Origin of the sequence: Hyunsoonleella sp. 2307UL5-6, assembly GCF_047345485.1 — a bacterium.
In the GTDB taxonomy this organism is placed as follows: domain Bacteria; phylum Bacteroidota; class Bacteroidia; order Flavobacteriales; family Flavobacteriaceae; genus Jejuia.
In genome coordinates this window covers 308,694-328,140 of sequence record NZ_JBLFEN010000001.1, presented here as the reverse complement: position 1 = coordinate 328,140, position 19,447 = coordinate 308,694, and the positions used below count along the sequence as shown (strand labels likewise).

The 19,447-nt window shown below is 31.6% G+C and carries 18 protein-coding genes and 1 tRNA gene; 13 read left to right on the top strand and 6 right to left on the bottom strand.

The window, feature by feature from the left end; genetic code table 11:
* Positions 1–93: 93 nt before the first annotated feature.
* Both ACKGJY_RS01440 and ACKGJY_RS01435 read right to left on the bottom strand, forming a co-directional pair.
* Positions 94–167: transfer RNA gene (locus tag ACKGJY_RS01440), tRNA-Arg, on the bottom strand.
* Between the two features lie 94 nt (positions 168–261).
* A complete protein-coding gene (locus ACKGJY_RS01435; protein ID WP_413972064.1) occupies positions 262–1,350 on the bottom strand; it encodes a M42 family metallopeptidase in 1,089 nt (362 codons plus the stop codon).
* A 340-nt stretch (positions 1,351–1,690) separates the two neighbouring features.
* On the opposite strand from ACKGJY_RS01435, the gene ACKGJY_RS01430 reads away from it, so the two are divergent.
* From ACKGJY_RS01430 to ACKGJY_RS01420, 3 genes are read left to right on the top strand one after another with little or no spacing between them, the layout of a single operon-like run.
* Positions 1,691–2,374: a DUF4294 domain-containing protein gene (locus tag ACKGJY_RS01430; RefSeq protein ID WP_413972063.1), complete on the top strand. Its 684-nt coding sequence runs from the start codon at positions 1,691–1,693 to the stop codon at positions 2,372–2,374.
* Positions 2,374–3,000: a PAQR family membrane homeostasis protein TrhA gene (trhA, locus tag ACKGJY_RS01425; RefSeq protein ID WP_413972062.1), complete on the top strand. Its 627-nt coding sequence runs from the start codon at positions 2,374–2,376 to the stop codon at positions 2,998–3,000. The genes ACKGJY_RS01430 and trhA overlap by 1 nt, the downstream gene beginning before the upstream one ends.
* A complete protein-coding gene (locus ACKGJY_RS01420) occupies positions 2,997–3,491 on the top strand; it encodes a GNAT family N-acetyltransferase (RefSeq protein ID WP_413972061.1) in 495 nt (164 codons plus the stop codon). The genes trhA and ACKGJY_RS01420 overlap by 4 nt, the downstream gene beginning before the upstream one ends.
* Positions 3,492–3,600: 109 nt before the next feature.
* Here ACKGJY_RS01420 and ACKGJY_RS01415 read toward each other — a convergent pair whose 3' ends face one another.
* A complete protein-coding gene (locus ACKGJY_RS01415; RefSeq protein WP_413972060.1) occupies positions 3,601–3,987 on the bottom strand; it encodes a group III truncated hemoglobin in 387 nt (128 codons plus the stop codon).
* 67 nt (positions 3,988–4,054) lie between these two features.
* On the opposite strand from ACKGJY_RS01415, the gene ACKGJY_RS01410 reads away from it, so the two are divergent.
* From ACKGJY_RS01410 to corA, 7 genes are all read left to right on the top strand, one after another.
* Positions 4,055–4,813, top strand: coding sequence for a Rossmann-like and DUF2520 domain-containing protein (locus ACKGJY_RS01410; RefSeq protein WP_413972059.1), 759 nt, complete (start codon positions 4,055–4,057; stop codon positions 4,811–4,813).
* Complete coding sequence (locus ACKGJY_RS01405; protein ID WP_413972058.1) at positions 4,803–5,333, top strand: KdsC family phosphatase; 531 nt, start codon at positions 4,803–4,805, stop codon at positions 5,331–5,333. The genes ACKGJY_RS01410 and ACKGJY_RS01405 overlap by 11 nt, the downstream gene beginning before the upstream one ends.
* Positions 5,334–5,465: 132 nt before the next feature.
* The gene (locus tag ACKGJY_RS01400; protein ID WP_413972057.1) at positions 5,466–6,377 is read left to right on the top strand and encodes a geranylgeranylglycerol-phosphate geranylgeranyltransferase; all 912 of its coding nucleotides are present in this window, start codon (positions 5,466–5,468) and stop codon (positions 6,375–6,377) included.
* 2 nt (positions 6,378–6,379) lie between these two features.
* Positions 6,380–6,973, top strand: coding sequence for a Maf family nucleotide pyrophosphatase (locus tag ACKGJY_RS01395; RefSeq protein WP_413972056.1), 594 nt, complete (start codon positions 6,380–6,382; stop codon positions 6,971–6,973).
* 29 nt (positions 6,974–7,002) lie between these two features.
* The gene (locus ACKGJY_RS01390; RefSeq protein ID WP_413972055.1) at positions 7,003–7,926 is read left to right on the top strand and encodes a septum formation inhibitor Maf; all 924 of its coding nucleotides are present in this window, start codon (positions 7,003–7,005) and stop codon (positions 7,924–7,926) included.
* 41 nt (positions 7,927–7,967) lie between these two features.
* Complete coding sequence (locus ACKGJY_RS01385; RefSeq protein ID WP_413972054.1) at positions 7,968–8,525, top strand: mechanosensitive ion channel domain-containing protein; 558 nt, start codon at positions 7,968–7,970, stop codon at positions 8,523–8,525.
* 34 nt (positions 8,526–8,559) lie between these two features.
* On the top strand, positions 8,560–9,627 hold the full coding sequence (gene corA, locus ACKGJY_RS01380) for a magnesium/cobalt transporter CorA (protein ID WP_413972053.1): 1,068 nt from the start codon (positions 8,560–8,562) through the stop codon (positions 9,625–9,627).
* A gap of 124 nt (positions 9,628–9,751) precedes the next feature.
* Here corA and bshA read toward each other — a convergent pair whose 3' ends face one another.
* The 3 genes from bshA to ACKGJY_RS01365 all read right to left on the bottom strand — a co-directional run bounded on the left by bshA (position 9,752) and on the right by ACKGJY_RS01365 (position 15,742).
* Positions 9,752–10,888, bottom strand: coding sequence for an N-acetyl-alpha-D-glucosaminyl L-malate synthase BshA (gene bshA, locus ACKGJY_RS01375; protein WP_413972052.1), 1,137 nt, complete (start codon positions 10,886–10,888; stop codon positions 9,752–9,754).
* Between the two features lie 94 nt (positions 10,889–10,982).
* Positions 10,983–13,895 (bottom strand): glycoside hydrolase family 3 N-terminal domain-containing protein, encoded by a 2,913-nt coding sequence (locus ACKGJY_RS01370; RefSeq protein WP_413972051.1) that lies wholly within the window; start codon positions 13,893–13,895, stop codon positions 10,983–10,985.
* A gap of 197 nt (positions 13,896–14,092) precedes the next feature.
* On the bottom strand, positions 14,093–15,742 hold the full coding sequence (locus ACKGJY_RS01365) for a sodium/sugar symporter (protein WP_413972050.1): 1,650 nt from the start codon (positions 15,740–15,742) through the stop codon (positions 14,093–14,095).
* 202 nt (positions 15,743–15,944) lie between these two features.
* Here ACKGJY_RS01365 and ACKGJY_RS01360 point away from each other — a divergent pair, with 202 nt between their 5' ends.
* The 3 genes from ACKGJY_RS01360 to ACKGJY_RS01350 all read left to right on the top strand — a co-directional run bounded on the left by ACKGJY_RS01360 (position 15,945) and on the right by ACKGJY_RS01350 (position 19,442).
* Positions 15,945–16,835: an aldose 1-epimerase gene (locus ACKGJY_RS01360; RefSeq protein WP_413972049.1), complete on the top strand. Its 891-nt coding sequence runs from the start codon at positions 15,945–15,947 to the stop codon at positions 16,833–16,835.
* Positions 16,836–17,023: 188 nt separating this feature from the next.
* Positions 17,024–17,824, top strand: coding sequence for a hypothetical protein (locus tag ACKGJY_RS01355; protein ID WP_413972048.1), 801 nt, complete (start codon positions 17,024–17,026; stop codon positions 17,822–17,824).
* Between the two features lie 58 nt (positions 17,825–17,882).
* A complete protein-coding gene (locus tag ACKGJY_RS01350; protein ID WP_413972047.1) occupies positions 17,883–19,442 on the top strand; it encodes a right-handed parallel beta-helix repeat-containing protein in 1,560 nt (519 codons plus the stop codon).
* Positions 19,443–19,447: the final 5 nt, after the last annotated feature.

Below are 19,447 nucleotides of genomic sequence, written 5' to 3'. Positions count from 1 at the left end.
ACATAATAGCGATTTAAAGCGTTTGAATATAATATGTATGTGTAATGATTCATCTTAAAACAAAAAAGCTCCACTTTACAGTGAAGCTTTTTGTGAGCCCTGAAGGATTCGAACCTTCGACCGCCTCCTTAGAAGGGAGGTGCTCTATCCAGCTGAGCTAAGAGCCCTAATGCTTATAATTGTAAAATTAAAAGCGGTGCAAATATAAAACATCTTGATAATAAAACAAGACAATTGTTTTATATTTTGATGTAAATTTTGCTATTCAAAATAACTAAAACTATCGCCGTCTTTAATCTTTAAAATAGTTTCATATATTAATTTAATAACGTTTTCTACGTCTTCTCTATGCACCATTTCTACAGTGGTATGCATGTAACGTAATGGTAATGAAATTAATGCAGATGCCACACCTCCATTACTGTAAGCAAAAGCATCAGTATCTGTTCCAGTAGCTCTAGACAATGCAGAGCGCTGAAACGGTATGTTTTTAGCTTCTGCCGTATCTGTTATTAAATCACGTAATTTTTGCTGTACCGCTGGTGCATAAGCTACAACTGGCCCCTTACCTATCTCTAAGTGTCCTGCCTTTTTCTTTTCTATCATTGGGGTTGTAGTATCGTGTGTTACATCTGTGACTATAGCTACATTGGGTTTAATGGTTTGGGTAATCATTTCTGCACCACGTAAACCAATTTCTTCTTGTACAGCGTTCGTTACATATACGCCAAATGGTAACTCTTTTTTATTTTCTTTTAATAAACGTGCAACTTCTGCTATCATAAAACCACCCATGCGATTATCAATAGCACGACATACAAATTTATCGCCATTTAAAACGTGAAATTCATCAGGATACGTAATCACACAGCCAACGTGTACGCCTAGTTTTTCAACCTCTTCTTTATCTTTACAACCACAGTCTATAAAAATATTATCTGGTTTTGGAGGTTCTTCTTTAGAGCGATTTCTTGTATGTATTGCTGGCCACCCAAAAACACCTTTAACTATGCCGTTTTTTGTATGAATGTTTACTACTTTACTTGGTGCAATTTGGTGATCGCTACCACCATTTCTAATCACGTAAATTAAACCGTTATCACTAATATAATTTACATACCACGAAATTTCATCGGCATGTCCTTCTATTACTACTTTATATTTTGCTTCAGGGTTAATAATCCCAACAGCTGTTCCGTAAGTATCGGTTATAAACTCATCTACATAAGGTTTTAGATAATCCATCCATAACTTTTGTCCTTCCCACTCATAACCTGTTGGTGCCGCATTATTTAAATATTTTTCTAAGAATTCTAATGATTTTTTGTTTAAAATCGTCTTTTTTGCCATGTGTTTAATATTTTCCTCTAAAATAAAATATTAATATGATTTTAAAGTTCTAGAAGTGCATTTTTATTTATCTGGTGTTGAAATTTATGGACGTTTCTCGCATTAGGGATAGTAGCGGCATCCTTTTTTGATTTTCTTCAAAAAAGATATAGCGGATAGCCCGACCCCGTACATATTAAAGCCCTTATTATCTTAAACCCTACTTTATGTTCTTTGATATAAAAAGATTAACGATAAAATACGGGGTAATGCTAAAAAAAATATTGAATTTAAAGATAAACTAGTGTAGCAACTTGTAAATTATTAATTTTGGTATTGAAATTGCTCCTAGATATTTAATATGAAGTTTTTAATATATATAAGTTTTCTTTTTTCCTTTTTTGGGTTTGCTCAAGTTAATGAGATAGACCAAGACTCTACCGATGTTACTTACATTGTTGTAGAGGGCGACTCTATACCAAAAACAGCGATAGATTTGGATGAGGTAATGCTATTGCATAAGTTGAAGTTTGATAGCAAAAAGGATAGAATTAGGTATTTGATTTTGCGCCGCAAAACGATAAAGGTTTATCCTTACGCAAAAATGGCTGCTGAACGTTTAGACTCTTTATCAAGACATTTAAAAACGCTTAAAAAACAGCGGCAAAAAAAGCGGTATACTAAAAAGGTACAGAAGTATATTGAAGGGGAATTTTCGGATGAATTAAAAAAATTAACGCGTACTGAAGGGCAGATTTTAGTGAAACTGATACACCGACAAACGGGGCGTACAACTTTTGATTTGGTGAAAGAGTTACGTAACGGTTGGCGTGCATTTTGGTATAATACTACGGCTAATGTTTTTGATATTAAGTTGAAAAAAGAATACGACCCGTGGGGTGATAAAGAGGATTACTTAATTGAAGATGTTTTACAGCGCAACTTCCAGAGTGGTCGATTAGAACGACAGAAGTCTAAATTAAATATTGATTTTTACGAACTAACGGATAAGTGGGTTTACAACAAAACCAATAGCCAACAGTAATGCGTATACAATCTGCTACTGAAGAAAAACTGAACACAATTACGCATGCTATAGGTGCTGTTTTTGGTATTATAGCACTTGCGCTTTTAATTGTTTCTGATACTAGAAAAACCGATTATAGCTTAACAAGTGTTATTATTTATGGGTTTTCTATTATTATTTTATTTTCTGCTTCTGCATTTTATCATGCGGCTAAAACCGAACGCAAAAAACGCTTTTTAAGAATTATAGACCATATTAGTATTTACCTGCTAATAGCTGGTACCTACACACCTGTATTACTTATTACATTAGAACAAAGTTTAGGATGGACGCTATTTTACGTGGTTTGGGGCATTGCCGTTTTTGGTGTGGTTTTAAAAACATTTTTTACTGGACGGTTTGAGCTATTCTCTACATTACTATACTTAGCTATGGGTTGGCTTATTATTTTTGATTTTACTACATTATCACAACTTATAGATGCTAATGGCATATTGTTTTTGTTTGCAGGTGGCGTAGCGTATACCGTTGGCATTATTTTTTATGTGATTGAAAAAATACCATACAATCATGTAATATGGCATATTTTTGTATTGGCTGGTGCTATATTTCATTTTTTGATGATATTTTTATATGTGATATGATTACTTTTTTAAAAGCTAATAATGAAGCGCATTTTACTACTATAGCTTTTTTAGCAACAACTATTTGGGAGGAGCACTACACCCCTATTATTGGTGAAAATCAAGTAGCATATATGTTACAAAGGTTTCAATCTGCAAAAACAATTAGCGCACAGGTTAAAGAAGGCTACCAATATTTTATTTTGATGTTTAAAACTACTGCTATTGGCTATATTGCTATCCAAAAACGTGACAGCTCACTATTTATCAGTAAAATATATGTTTTGAAACTTGAACGCGGTAAAGGTTTTGGTAAAAATGCTTTACATTTTATTGAAACAAAGGCAACAAATTTAATATGTGACACTATTTGCTTAACAGTAAATAAAAATAACGCAGTAGCTATAAAAGCTTATGAAGCTTTAGGTTTTAAGAATATTAGATCTGTAGTTATGGATATAGGGAACGGTTTTGTTATGGATGATTTTGTGATGGAGAAATCTTTGAAATGAATCGCTATTGAGCAGGTGTGATTTTGGTTGATTATATTAACATGAAGTTTCTTAATCTAATTTCGATTAATAAGCCGAAATAATTGAGCGTAAGCGGTTTTTATAGAATTCAATTTCTAGCCTCAAAAATTTTTAAATGTATAAAGGTGCTCATTTTTCTGGCGCGTCGTTTTGCGTTTTCAGCATAATCACCCTCAAATAATTCATCTATAGTCTCAAACCATAAGTTTAGCCATAAACCAAAATGTGTGTGTGAAATACTATGATTAAACATTTTATCTACTTCGGTATGCGCTTTTATAGGGTCTCCCGTATAGCGTGTTTTTAAAAATAAGCTCGATTCCCAAAATGTAGTCAATACTTCTAAGTGCGCGTTCCAATCTTTAATAGTCTCATTAAAGAAAGGCCCTAAAATGTCATTATTTCTAATCTTTTTGTAAAACGAGCTTACCACTAAGTAAACATCTTCTCTGGTTTTTAAATCTTGTTTATCCATAATTCAAAAGTAAAATTTAAATAACACTTCATGGCTAAAAAACGGAATTCTTACTTATTTTAGCGTTATGATTTCTGTAACACTTATTGGTGCTGGCAATGTTGCTACACATTTATTTAAAGCTTTAATTAAAATAAATCAAATATATGTAAAACAATGGTTTAGCAGAGATTTAAATATAATTACGCATTATAAAAACCAAGTTGATATAACAGATGATATTAATACCTTAACTGATGCTGATGTTTATATAATTGCCGTAAGTGATGATGCTATTGCGCAAGTATCGGCGTCATTGCCTTTTAAAGATAAGTTGGTTGTACATACTTCTGGAAGCGTAAATGTTCACGATTTAGATAGCAAATTAAAACGTGGTGTATTTTATCCATTACAATCATTTAGTAAAAAGGCAACTCTAGATTTTGCAGATGTGCCCATTTGTATTGAAACGCTCGATAAAAAGGATTATCCTATTTTAAAGCAAATAGCATTAGAATTAGGAAGCCCTGTAAAGAAAATAAATAGCGATCAGCGTAAGGTTTTGCATCTAGCGGCGGTGTACGTAAATAACTTTACCAACCAAATGTATCGTATTGCACATGAGATTGCAGAGTCTGAAGCAGCAGAATTTGATTTATTAAAGCCACTGATACTAGAAACTGCAAAAAAAGTACAGGATATATCGCCATACATGGCACAAACTGGTCCTGCAAAACGCAATGATACCAAAACCATAAAAACACATCTTTCGCTTTTAAAAAGCGATGTGCATAAAGATATTTATAAACTACTAACCCAATCCATTAAAAACACTCATGGCAGATAAAAGTTATAAAGAATATTTAAACCAAATCACTACATTTATTTTTGATATTGATGGTGTACTTACTGATGGTACGCTACACGTAACATCTACTGGAGAAATGTTGCGTACTATGAATGTAAAAGATGGATACGCACTTAAAACAGCGATTGACAAAGGGTATAATATGTGTATTATTTCTGGTGGCAGTAATGAAGGTGTACGCATACGCCTTAAAGGTTTAGGTATTACTGATATTTATTTGGGGGCGCACACTAAAATTGAGCAACTAGATGATTACTTATCTAAAAATAATATACAGCCTAAAAATGTATTATACATGGGAGATGATATTCCAGACTATCCAGTTATGAAAGGCATTGGTCTCCCTTGTTGCCCGCAAGATGCGGTTCCAGAAATTAAAGCGATTTCAAAATACATATCGCATAAAGGTGGTGGCAAAGGTGCGGTTCGTGACGTTATTGAGCAAGTATTGAAAGTACAAGGAAAATGGAGTGGTAATTTTAATGCTAAGTATGATTGATTAGTTTTTGGCTTTTGGCTGTTGGCTAAAAAAGCTTAAAAGTTATTTTTCTTGTTTATATTTTTAATTAATGCTACTCTAAAAAATTACCTTACACTCAAATACTTATGATAGTAATATGATTTTACCCTTTTGAATATTTTAAATCTCATCCGTTGGAAAAATTTGTTGATGATTGTACTTGTACAACTATTAATTAAATATGCTTTACTGGAGCCTTTTGGTGTAAAAACAGCCTTAGATGGATTTGGAATTACATTATTAATAATAGCTACTATTTGTATCGCCGCAGCTGGAAATGTTATTAACGATATTTGTGATATAGATACTGATTTTATCAATAAACCCGATAAGCTGATTGTAGGCAAAACCATATCAGAAAAAACAGCTTATCACCTTTTTATAGTTCTTAATGTGTTGGGTGTTTTTGTTGGTTTCTACCTATCACAACGCGTGGGTAAAAGTGCGTTCTTTAGTATTTTTATAATTATTTCAGCACTTTTATACCTATATGCTTCTTATTTAAAAGGTATTCTACTTATTGGCAATATTGTAATTTCTGTATTAGTAGCTTCTAGTATTTTGATTGTAGGTTTATTTGAATTAACACCAAACCTAACGGCTTTTAATAAAAATATTCAACTTATATTTTTCAAAATCATTTTAGAGTATGCTCTATTTGCTTTCATGATTAATTTTTTAAGAGAAATTGTAAAAGACATTGAAGATATAGATGGCGATTATAAAACTGGCTTAAACACCTTACCTATTGCCATTGGTAGAAAACGCACTATAAACGTGGCTATTGTTCTAAATAAGATCCCTATAATTCTACTTATTTTTTATGTAGTATCAGAGTTTTACAAATACCAAATTGCATTAATTTACTTTTTAGCAGTAGTAATTGCACCGCTTATCTACATCAGCTTAAAGCTAATGAGCGCAAAAACTAAGCAGGATTTTCATAACATTTCGTCATTATACAAATTGGTTATGCTATTTGGTATGCTTTCGTTATTTTTATACAACTTTATAATTTTTTAATTGTGCTAAACGAAACCCTTAAACACCATCATATAATTTTAGCATCGCAATCTCCTAGGCGACAAGCTTTTTTTAAAGACCTTGGGTTAGATTTTGAAATTAGGTTAAAATCAGTAAAAGAAGAATATCCGCCGCGACTAACACATTTTGAAATCAGCAATTATTTAGCACAACTTAAAGCCTTGCCCTTTAAAGAAGAATTGCAAGCTAATGATATATTAATAACCAGTGATACCATAGTTTGGCATCAAAATAAAGCATTAGGAAAACCGAACAATAATACGGAAGCCTTTTCAACTTTAAAATCTCTAAGTAATGCAACGCATGAAGTAATAACATCAGTTTGCTTTACCACTACTACATTTAAAAAAACTGTTTATAATACTACAAAAGTCACCTTTAAAGCCTTAACAGATGACGAAATCAAATACTACATTACAACTTATAAACCTTTTGATAAAGCAGGCGCCTACGGCATACAAGATTGGATTGGGCAAATAGGCGTTACCAAAATAGAAGGCAACTATTTTAACGTTATGGGATTACCAATACACCTTGTTTACAAAACGTTAAATACTATTGCAAACCATCACTAAGTTTGTAGTTTTATAAAAAATGAATTCTTATGAAAACATCTGTCAAATTCGTATACGTATCAATTACAATAGTTTTATCCTCTACTATACTTTTTAGCTGTAAAAAAGAGTTAAAATCTAAAGACCTTTTAGCCACAAACACTAAAATTGAGAATAAAAAACCAGCCCAACCTTTAAGTGAAGCGTTTAAAGATTATTGGTATGCCGGAAAAGCAGAAATTTCATCTTACAAATTAGAGCAAGCACGTTATGGAGAATTACGCGAGGGGAATGCCGTTTTAATTTTTGTAACCGAGCCGTTTTTACCAGAGATACAAGTAAAAGCAGATAACCAAAGTGCTAGTAATATTCCTGTTTTAAAGTTAAATGCCACTAAAAATTTCAATACAGGTATTTATCCTTATGCTATCATGCAAAGTACTTTTTATCCGGTGACTAACAATCGGCATGCTTTAAAAATATCAAGCTCTATGCAAGAATGGTGTGGCCATGTATATGCACAATTAAACAACAAAGAAACATTCAATATTACATCGCACTCCTACTTTCAAGGAGAAGCCGATGAAAATTTTAAACTGGATAAAACTATATTAGAAAACGAATTATGGACGCAGTTGCGCATCAATCCAAAATCCTTACCTACAGGAAATATAGATATTATTCCATCTTTTGAGTATACAAGACTAAAGCATATAACCATAAAAGCTTATAAAGCAGAAGCTTTATTAACTGATAGTTCTTATCAACTTAAATACAAAAACCTTAATAGAACTTTAAAAATAAATTTTAATCCTACATTTCCGTATGATATTTTAAGTTGGGAAGAAACATTTAAAAGTGGAGGTAATACAATGACCACAAAAGCTAGCAAATTAAAAACTATAAAATCACCTTACTGGCAAAAAAACAACAACTCTAGCGAAGTTTTGAGAGATACTTTACAACTCCACTAATATTGCATGTATCTTTGTGATATAAGCAACCATTATATAATATGATAGCACGTTTTTTTGAATCTTACCAAACCCAAATTATACAAACTGCCTTTGTTATAGGTTTACTATTAATAGTTGGTATAACCACTAATGCTCTTATTAAGAAAATAGGCAGTAAAAGCGGTATAAATGATGCTAGAATTAGATTAATGCGCAGATACGTAACGGTTTCGCTTTTAATTATAGGTGTTTTGCTACAATCGTTCGTTTTAGGTGCAAAATTTCATGATATTGCTGTTATATTCTCTTCTGTATTTGCAATTATTGGTATAGCCCTTTTTGCTATTTGGTCAATTTTAAGCAATATTACTTCAGGTATTATTATGTTTTTTAACTTCCCATATAAAGTTGGCGATAAAATTTCTATTCATGATAAAGATTTTCCTGTAACAGCAATTATAGAAGATATACAGGCTTTTCAACTACATTTAAGACTAGAAAATGGAGATTTAGTAACCTACCCCAACAACCTAATGTTGCAAAAAGCAGTAACACTAGTAGAAAAAGATGCTATAGAAAGTAAGCATAGCGAAGATGATGGTGCAGATGCTGTTTAAATATTTTCTATATATTTAAATGAAATTTAAAATAATGTCTAGAAAAAGAGTTTACCGATCTAAAAAGAAATTAGGACAAATACCTGGTAGCGTAGTTTACACGGGAGAACGCACAACAAATAAGCTGTTTCTAGAAGCATTTGATTATACCTCTAAAAATTGTACCGAAAAAGAATTAGATACAGTAGAAGATAGTTTTGAGTTTAAACATACAGATTCCGTTACTTGGATAAATATTAATGGTCTTAATCACGTTACAGAAATTGAAAAACTAGGTAAGCACTACGACCTTCACCCGCTTGTATTAGAAGATATTGTAAACATTGCACAACGCCCAAAAATAGATGAATACGAAGACTATATATTTGTGGTTTTAAAAATGTTGTACTATGACAAAAGTCAACATATTGTATCAGAGCAAGTTAGTTTTGTATTAGGTAAAAATTATGTGTTATCGTTTCAAGAATCTGAGGGTGATGTATTTGATGCTGTAAGAAATCGTATTCGGCAAGCCAAAGGTCGTGTACGGAATTTACAAGCCGATTATTTGTTATACACACTTATAGATGCCATTGTTGATCATTATTTTGGTGTAATTGAAGTGCTTGGTGATAAAATAGAAGATTTTGAAACCGAAATTTTTTCAGGTCATATTGAAGATGATGCCAGTAGAAAAATACAAGAATTGAAACGCGAAATTTTGAGGGTACGTCGTGCCATATTTCCTTTACGAGAAGTATTAAACCGTATTGACAAAAATGAAACAGACCTTATACAACAAAAAACAATTACCTACTATCGTGATATATACGATCATTTAATACAAGTTACAGAAAATATTGATATTTATCGGGAGATGATATGGAGTTTAATGGATATGTACATGACTACGATAAGTAATAAAATGAATGAGGTTATGAAAGTCCTCACCATAATGGCATCTATTTTTATCCCACTTACCTTTATTGCAGGTGTGTATGGTATGAATTTTCAGCACATGCCCGAACTACAATCTAAATATGGCTATTATATCGTTTGGGCAGTAATGATTGTTATTTTTGTTGGCCTTATCTATTATTTCAAACGTAAAAAATGGTTGTGAAGAATTTAATGCTAAGGGTAACACGATTTTTTTGTAGAAATCGTATTATAATTTAATCAACAATAGTAGTATTGCGTTATGCCATAACAATATTCTTGATTGATACTGATTAAAACTTAATAAATTATAAGTAAATACGTTGAGCAAGTGTATTCTGATAAATAGCTTCATATTGAGGTACTATAGCATGTAAATCAAACTTTAAAGCTTCATTTCTAGCATTATCTTTAAACGTTTTTAAGCGATTTTCATCTTTTAAGATATAAAGTGCATTTTTAATCATATCGTCTGTATCACCAACATTACTTAAATAACCAGAAACACCATGTAAATTTACTTCAGGAATACCTCCTGTATTGCTAGAAATTACTGCTACACCAGAAGCCATAGCTTCTAAAGCTGCTAAACCAAAACTTTCCGTTTGAGACGGTAATAAAAACAAATCACTAAAGCATAAAATTTTATCAATTTCATTACTTCTACCAAAGAATATTACTTTATCAGATATACCCAAATCTTTACAAAGGTTTTCAATAGTTTCTTTTTCGGGACCTTCACCTATAAACATTAATTTAGCAGGCATCTCTTTTTGTATACCGTAAAACACTTTAATAACATCTTGTACGCGTTTTACAGGACGTAAATTACTAATATGAGTGATAATTTTTTCATCATCTTGAGCCATCATTCCGCGTTGGCAATCGGTAAAACCGTGATTGTACTTTTCTAAATCTATAAAATTTGGTACAACATTAATATCATTTTTTATATCAAATAAGCGTAGCGTGTCATCTTTTAAACTTGCAGAGACCGCAGTTACAGCATCTGATTTGTTAATACTAAATGTTACTGCTGGTTTGTAAAATGGATGGCTACCTACTAACGTAATGTCTGTACCATGAAGTGTGGTTACAATGGGTACATGAATACCTTCTTCTTGCAACATTTTTTTTGCCATATATGCTGCGTATGCATGTGGTATCGCATAGTGTACGTGTAAAATTTCTATTTTATGAAGTTTAACCATATCTACCAACTTGCTAGATAATGCTAATTCGTAAGGCTGATAATGAAACAATGGGTATTCTGGAACATTTACTTCGTGATAATGTACATTATTACTAAGTAATTCTAAACGTACAGGCTGGTTATAGGTTATAAAATGAATTTCATGACCGCGTTTAGAAAGCTCTAGTCCTAATTCTGTTGCTACAACGCCACTACCTCCAAATGTGGGATAGCAAACAATTCCTATTTTCATTTTTTAAATTTTTAATAGTATAAGTCAGAATATTAAAAGTGATAATAGACACATTTTAAATATGTTCTAACTCATAATTTAAGTACTATATTATTTAATCTTCAATCGCTTCATATATAAAACGTTGAATTTCTGTTCTTATATTTTTTCTTAGTAATAAATTTTTACCAGCATTAGGGTAAGTTCTATTAGCTAAAAAGATATATACTATTTCCTCTTCAGGATCTGCCCAAGCGTAGGTTCCAGTAAAACCAGAATGTCCAAAACTTGTCATTGATATACATCCACAGGTTGGGCCTTCATCACTCAATTGTGGTTTATCAAAACCAACTCCTCTCCTATTATTTTTTTCGCAATAGTAGCAGGTATTAAATTTATTAACTGTTTCTGGGCTTAAATACCGTTTACCACCATAATAACCCTTTTGCAAATACATTTGCATAATTTTTGCTACATCATTAGCATTACTAAATACACCTGCATGACCTCCTACTCCATTTTGCATTGCGGCTCCCATATCATGCACATAACCGTGTACTTTTTGGTATCGATAATAGTTATCTTCTTCTGTTGGCACGATATGTTGATTACTTATTTTACGATACGGATTGTACATGGTATTGTTAGCGCCTAAAGATTTATAAAAATGCGTTTGTACTAATTCATCTAACCTTTTGTCGTAATGCTTTTCAATAAATTTCTTTAAAATATAATAAGGGAAATCGCTGTAACGGTATCTCAATCTTTCTAGAAGTTCAGAGTCTTTAATAATTTTAGGTATAGAATCTTGGTAATCAGTTCTTAAATATAGATTTTTAGCAACTTCTATTTCAAAGTTTTTACTTTTTTTAGTGCGATAATATTTTCCGCTTGGGCGCCTTGTTACAGAGTCTAAAGTATGATAGTAAAAGGGTTCCCATGGACGTAGTCGAGCATAATGAGATAGCATTTGCTTAATGGTAATATCTGCTTTGTTTGAACCTTTGTATTCGGGTAATAATTTGGACAATGGACTATTAAGCGACACTAATCCCTTCTCCTCCATTTCCATTAACAGGGGTAATGTTGCTAAAATTTTAGTTAATGATGCTACATCATAAATATCTTCAAAACCCACGCGTTGTTTTCCTTTATAGGTGTGTTTGCCAAAGTTTTTATTGTAAATAACTTTGCCTTTTCTTGCAATTAACAATTGAATTCCTGGTGTCATCATAGAGTCTACTGCTACTTTAGCGATAGAGTCTACTCGTTTTAATTTTTCAGAATTGATACCGACACGCTCGGGTATTGTGTAACCTAAACGTTTGAAACTATTAATTTCTATACCTTCGCCAACTTTAAAAAACTGACCAATAGAGACTGGTAGTTTCCCTTTTGCAGATAATGCTCCAAAAATAATTTGTGCTGATTTTTCTTGAGTAATCTTACTATTTTGATAACTAACAACAATACTTTCGATATTCTCAATACTTTTTAAACTATTTAAGGCGTATGGTTTTACAAATACATCTAAAATAACATCATGAGTTTTTGCAATTTCATGAAGCCATACTAATTGTTCATTAGAAAATTTATGCGCTTTCCATGGGTTTTCATCAGATCTGTGAAAACCCACTATAACAGTATTGTAAGACTGTAATTTAACCATTAGCTCGTCTAACTTAGCAGCTTTTACTTTATGAATTTTCGTGTATTTTTTTAATTCATTATAAAAATGACTTCCATCTGCATCACCAAGAGACACATAAGCCAATGTTTTTGTTTCTAACCGTGTTAAAGGCACTAGATTATTTTTGTTTTTAACAACAGTAATAGCATTTTCAAGTAGTTCTTCATATAATATATCATCTTCAAGTCGGTTTAAATCTTCATCTAAATTATACAAACCGATAGGTTGATAATTATTAAGACCAACTTTATACTTTGCCATCAATATTTTTTTAACGGAGTGTGCTAAACGATCTTCAGTTATTTCTCCACTATTATAGGCGTCAATAAGTTTATCCACACCAATTTCAACATCTTCAGACATGAGCATAACGTCATTCCCTGCTTTAAAAGCAGCTAGATCTATATCACCTGTATGACTAAAATCTGCAGCACCTTTCATGGTTAAGGCATCAGTAAATATTAAGCCTTTAAACCCTAAAGAATCTTTTAGTATATCTGTTACAATATGCTTAGATAAAGAAGATGGATATCCTTCTCTAGACTCTAAACTAGGCACATTAAGATGTGCAACCATTACACTAGACAATCCTTTTTTTATTAGTTTTTTGTAAGGATATAACTCTATAGAATCGATACGCTTAGCATTAAAATTTATGGTTGGTAGTGTGAGGTGAGAATCTACTTCTGTATCACCATGGCCAGGGAAATGTTTAGCGTTTGCTAAAACGCCGGCACTTTGCATCCCTCTCATAAATGCTGCTGCTTTTTCTGTAACATTATCACGATCTTCTCCAAAAGATCTGTTTCCAATAATTGGGTTTTTAGGGTTTGTATTAATATCTACAACTGGTGCAAAATTAAAATGCACACCAAGGCGTTTACAGTGTTCACCTATATGCTTCCCTGTTTTTTCAACTAATTTATTGTCCTTAATAGCGCCTAATGCCATGTTATAAGGAAATGCATAAGTAGAATCTAGCCGCATACTTAAACCCCATTCTGCATCCATACCAATAAGCATTGGCAACTTAGATAAGGCTTGCAACTCGTTATTTAAACGCGCCTGACGTTTTGGGCCACCGTTGGAATAAATAATACCGCCAATGTGTTGCTCGCGTACCAACTTTATTACTCTGTTTTTTATTATAGAGTTTTGATTGGACATAACTTGCACCATATACAACTGCCCAACACGTTCTTTAAGTGTCATGGCATTATAAATGCTATCTACCCATTTTTTTTGAGCATCTGCATCTTTAGTTTCTAACGGGTTTAAACTACTCTGTCCACCTACAATAGAACAGGTAAATAATAGGAAATATAAGAAATGGCGCATAGGGGGATTAATTAAGTAAACTACATTAGTTAACTAACAACTAATAATCGTGCCAAAGTAATACTTTTAAAAAAAACAGGAAAATACTTTAAGATAGTTTTATGCAGAATATAATGAATTTGCATTTTATATTAAACCTAAAATAAAATACCCCAAATACTAGTATTTAGGGTTTTTTAGTGCAATGAAATTATATTTTACCAAAAAAGAGCGTATAATACTGTTAAAACTAGCATAACAATAAATGCTCCAATATTAAAAAGAGGTGATGTTTTAAATAGTTGCTTAGTTATTAGTATACCTTTCTCATCATCTGCCCCTTTATGTTGTATAAAACTACAAATTGCTATAACTGCCATAGTTAGCAGTAACGTGTATCCCATTTGATCCATGAATGGTACATCTATAAATAAAGATGAATTAGACCATCCTTTTGGCGCCACTTTAAAGTACATGGCTATAGGTATAGAAGCTAGTGCACCAATAATTGCAGCTTTATTAGTGGTTTTTTTCCAAAATAAACCTAATATAAATACTGCGAGTATACCAGGGCTTACAATACCTGTATATTCTTGAATAAATTGAAACGCTTGTCCTAAATTTTCTAATAAAGGAGCTACAATACACGCAATTACCAAAGCTACAAACCCTGAAATTCTACCCGTATTTACTGTGGCTTTATCACTTGCATTTTTATTAATGTACTGCTTATAAATATCCATTGTAAATATGGTTGATGTAGAATTTAACATAGACGCCAAAGACGATACAATTGCAGCAGCAAGAGCAGCAAAAGCAACACCTTTTAAACCAACAGGTAAAAATTGTAACAGCCATGGATATGCTTTATCGGCTTGGTTTAAAGATGGTAAATTATCAGAAGCTGCTGTACCAAGTCTAGCCATAATTTCAGGATCATTAATCATAACGTAAGCCGCTATACCAGGTATAACAACAATTAGCGGAATGATTAATTTTAATATTGCAGCAAACAAAATACCTTTTTGTGCCTCTTTAAGAGATTTAGCAGCAAGAGTTCTTTGAATTATATATTGATTAAAACCCCAATAGTATAAGTTTGCTACCCACATTCCTCCAACTAAAACACCAAGTCCTGGTAAATTCTCATATTCAGGATTAGATGTATCTAGTATCATTTCAAATCGTTCAGGCACTGTATCAAAAACGGTACTTAAACCAGCCATAAATCCTTCACCACCTGATACTGTATTTAATGCTAAATATGTCGTAATTAAACCACCCATAACTAAAAATACAACTTGAATAACATCTGTCCAAGCCACTGCTGAAAGTCCGCCATATAGAGAGTAAGCAGCAGCAAATAATGCAAGACCAGCTACACCGTAGAGTATTGGAATACCCATTATAGTTTCTAAAGCTAGTGCGCCTAAATATAATACCGTGGTAAGGTTTACAAAAACATAAAGTGCTATCCAAAATACAGCAAGAATAGTTTTTAAATTTGTTGAATAGCGTTTTTCTACAAACTCGGGTATGGTATACAATCCTTTCTCTATAAAAATGGGTAAAAAATATTTACCAACAATTATTAAGGTTAAGGCAGCCATCCATTCGTATGATGCTATTGCTAATCCTGATGCAAAACCAGAGCCAGACATACCTATAAATTGTTCTGCTGAAATATTTGCAGCAATAAGTGATGCTCCAATAGCCCACCATGGCAGAGATTTACTTGCTAAAAAATAATCTTCAGCGTTTTTTTGATGGCCTTTTTTATCTCGTGATACCCATAAGCCTACGCCTAAAATTAGTATAGCATATGCTATAAAAACGACATAATCCCAAGTACCGAATCCTGATGTCATAAATTAGTTATTTTGGTTAGTAATGTTTCAAATATATATATTATTATTAAAAACACATCATATATGTGTATTGGAGAATAATAAGTGCAGGGTAATTATATTCAAATAGCCAATATCGTAAAAAGCCAAATTTTAATTTTTTGTATTTTTACAACTATTACGCTTGTATTTAAAAAAAAATCACAATTTAAAAATCAATCTATTGTACACCATTCAACATAACAAAAGTTTAAATATCTTAGAGATTAAAAATAAAGACGTATCTGTTTACGGCAAAATATACTTAAATTTAGGCGCTAGTCTTCAGGAGCTTACCCTTAATAATCATAAAATAATTCAAGATTTATCTCCTTTAAAATACACGAATACCTATGCCTCTTCTATTTTATTTCCTTTTGCAAATAGAATTAAAGATGGTGCGTATACGTTTAATGGCGAATTTTTTCAATTTGAAAAAAACAATATTGAAGAACAAAATGCACTTCATGGTTTAGTTTTCGATAAAACTTTCGCGCTAACAGAACATGACGTATCAGAAAAAAATGCAAAAATAACCTTAGAATATGAAGAAACTAATACATCAAAGGGTTTCCCATACACTTATAAAATTAAGCTAGACTATGTTTTTAGCGATACAACCTTCAGTTTAAAAATGACAGTGGTAAACACTGATAAAAGCGCATTCCCGTTTACAGTGGGGTGGCATCCGTATTTTACAAGTGCAAATTTATTTAATAGTGAGATAGAAATGGATGCTAATGAAAAAGTAGTGCTTGGAGAGCGAAACATTACAACAGGAACAATGCCAATTAAAACCACTGATGCTATTAAAATTAAAGATGATTTTTTTGATGATTGTTGGATTCTAAAATCTGACGAAGTAATTTTTAAAACACCTGAATATAAATTACAATTTAATGCTACTGGAAACAATAATTTTATTCAAGCTTATACACCACCCAAAAAAAACACAATTGCTATAGAACCTACAACAGGAGTATCTGATAGTTTTAATAATAAAATTGGTTTAAATATATTAGAACCTAATCAAACATATAATATTACATGGACATTAAATATCCATGAGAACTAACATATACTTTTGTTTTTGTATATGTTAATTTATAGCAAAAACGGATGTTAAAGTATATTAAATATAGATTTAAAGCGGAATAAAAAATTAGTTTCGAGATATTAACATAATAAATCTTTTATAGCTTTAGTAAACTTCATTTGATACGTTTTATTAGCTATTCTAAGTTATTAAGGCATCTACAATTAATGATTATTTTTATTCATCATACAATTATAAAACACATTAAAACAACTAATTACATAGCTTTACTTCTACTGCCAATTCATGTTTTTTCACAGAGTATTAATGGAAAGGTTTATGATAGTGAATCTACTGCCAAAGGCATTAAAGTTTATAATATCAGTCAAAAAACACTGACTTACACCAATAATGAAGGTGATTTTTCAATTTCTGCTATTGCTAATGATACACTATTATTTGAGTCTCTGTTTCACCATTCAAAATTGGTAAAATTAAAGCAAAGCGATTTTGTTGATATTATTGTTTTTGAATTAAAAAAGTCGATAAATTCATTAGAAGAAGTTCTTATAAGTGATATAGATGAAGATTTTAATCCGCTTGAATATACTGAGAATGCTGAACGTGCTTTAAAGAGAGACATGAAGAATAATATGCAATTATATATACCACAATCTTCCTATGCCAATGGAATGAATTTTGTTGAAATAGCAAAAATGATTGGAAAGCTATTTAAAAAGAAAAACAAAAGTAAACCTATCAAGTATATAACTCACAAACATTTAGATTCACTCTTTAAAACAGATGATTTATTTAATTTAAAACTAATTAAAGAAGATTTAAATATCCCTGATAGATATGCCCTTTTATTTTTAGATTATTGTGAAACAAAAAATTTAAATAAAGATTTAATCTTAGAAAAAAACAAAGTGATTTTACTTGATTCTATGGTAAATCTTAGTAAACAATTTTTGAAGATCACTGAAACTTTCGAGATTTCTAGCGATTCTTTGCATCTAAAAAATTAGTATTATACTAATTCTTCAATTCAAAAGTTATATTTTTAGCCATATTTATTTAAGCTTAATGAAAAACTATATATACCCCATTCTCACAATTTGTTTTTTAATGCTTTGGAGTTCTTGTAGAAAAGACTTTGAATTCTCAGCAAGTACTGGTAACCTTGAGTTCTCAAGAGATACGGTGTATTTAGATACTATATTTACTAATATAGGTTCTAGCACATACAATCTTAAAGTATATAATAGAAGTGATGATGATATTACAATACCCACAGTTAGATTAGGTTTAGGCGATGCTTCTCAATACAGATTAAGCGTTGATGGTCTTGCAGGTAAAACTTTTGAAAATATAGAACTTTTAGCAAACGATAGTTTGTTCATTTTTGTAGAAACTACAGTAGATATTAATGCAGTTACAACTACAAATGAGGAGTTTTTGTATACAGACCAAATAGAGTTTGATTCTGGTGGAAACTTACAAAAAGTAGAATTAGTAACTTTAATAAAAGATGCAGTTTTTATTTTTCCAGAAAGAGATGGTACTACTAAGATAGTTGAAACCCTAACACTAAATATTGGTGATACAGCTGTAGAAACCGAATTACAAGGTAGAGAGTTATTTGATGATGAGCTTACGCTTACTAATAATAAACCCTATGTCATCTATGGATTTGCTGCAGTACCAAGCGGAGAAACACTTACAATTGATGCTGGTGCACGATTACATTTTCATGAAAATTCGGGTATCATTGTGCAATCTGGAGCCTCTATACGTGTTAATGGCGCTTTAAGTACAGATCCAGATGTATTAGAAAATGAGGTGATTATGGAGGGTGATAGATTAGAACCTGGTTTTTCTAACAGACCAGGACAATGGGGCACTATTTGGCTATTAGACGGTAGTTTAAATAACACTTTTAATCATGTAACTATAAAAAATGCGTTAGTTGGGATTTTATGTGATGGTAATGCTACTAATAATAAATTAAGCATCTCTAATTCTCAAATTTATAATTCTGGAAGTTTTGGTATTTTAGGGAGAAATACATCTATAACTGGTGAGAATGTAGTTATACACACTGCCGGACAATCTGCTTTAGCAGCTACCTTTGGTGGTAGTTATAATTTTACCCATTGTACAATTACTAATTATTGGCAAAACGGACCTCGCCCCTTACCCGCACTCTTAGTAAATAATTTTATAATAAATGAAGATGAAACTACTGTAGTTACAGATTTAATTGAAGCCAACTTTAATAACTGTATTATTTATGGTAATGATAATCCAGAATTTTTGATTGATGAAATTGAGGATGCCGCTGTTAGTTTTAATTTTAAATTTACCAATTGTTTGGTGCGTTTTGATGATAGAAACGATAATTTTACAGGGTCTAATTTCGATTTTGAAAACACAGCTTTATATGAAAATGTAATATTTAATCAGGATCCAAATTTTAAAGATCCTGAAAATAATATGCTAATAATTGGTGATGATTCTGCGGCAAATGGAGAAGCTAACACAAACTTTTCAAACTTAGTACCAACTGATATTTTAGGCGTAAATAGAACGGCTTCTCCTGATATTGGTGCTTATCAACATGTTACGTTTCCAGAAGAAGAATAGTAATT

Bases quoted from the DNA above. Each gene is read 5' to 3' on its own strand.
- ACKGJY_RS01350 (WP_413972047.1), top strand. From the start codon at position 17,883: ATGAAAAACTATATATACCCCATTCTCACAATTTGTTTTTTAATGCTT.
- ACKGJY_RS01390 (WP_413972055.1), top strand. From the start codon at position 7,003: ATGAAAACATCTGTCAAATTCGTATACGTATCAATTACAATAGTTTTA.
- bshA (WP_413972052.1), bottom strand. From the start codon at position 10,888: ATGAAAATAGGAATTGTTTGCTATCCCACATTTGGAGGTAGTGGCGTT.
- trhA (WP_413972062.1), top strand. From the start codon at position 2,374: ATGCGTATACAATCTGCTACTGAAGAAAAACTGAACACAATTACGCAT.
- ACKGJY_RS01430 (WP_413972063.1), top strand. From the start codon at position 1,691: ATGAAGTTTTTAATATATATAAGTTTTCTTTTTTCCTTTTTTGGGTTT.
- ACKGJY_RS01415 (WP_413972060.1), bottom strand. From the start codon at position 3,987: ATGGATAAACAAGATTTAAAAACCAGAGAAGATGTTTACTTAGTGGTA.
- ACKGJY_RS01435 (WP_413972064.1), bottom strand. From the start codon at position 1,350: ATGGCAAAAAAGACGATTTTAAACAAAAAATCATTAGAATTCTTAGAA.
- corA (WP_413972053.1), top strand. From the start codon at position 8,560: ATGTCTAGAAAAAGAGTTTACCGATCTAAAAAGAAATTAGGACAAATA.
- ACKGJY_RS01365 (WP_413972050.1), bottom strand. From the start codon at position 15,742: ATGACATCAGGATTCGGTACTTGGGATTATGTCGTTTTTATAGCATAT.
- ACKGJY_RS01385 (WP_413972054.1), top strand. From the start codon at position 7,968: ATGATAGCACGTTTTTTTGAATCTTACCAAACCCAAATTATACAAACT.
- ACKGJY_RS01370 (WP_413972051.1), bottom strand. From the start codon at position 13,895: ATGCGCCATTTCTTATATTTCCTATTATTTACCTGTTCTATTGTAGGT.
- ACKGJY_RS01405 (WP_413972058.1), top strand. From the start codon at position 4,803: ATGGCAGATAAAAGTTATAAAGAATATTTAAACCAAATCACTACATTT.
- ACKGJY_RS01420 (WP_413972061.1), top strand. From the start codon at position 2,997: ATGATTACTTTTTTAAAAGCTAATAATGAAGCGCATTTTACTACTATA.
- ACKGJY_RS01355 (WP_413972048.1), top strand. From the start codon at position 17,024: ATGATTATTTTTATTCATCATACAATTATAAAACACATTAAAACAACT.
- ACKGJY_RS01410 (WP_413972059.1), top strand. From the start codon at position 4,055: ATGATTTCTGTAACACTTATTGGTGCTGGCAATGTTGCTACACATTTA.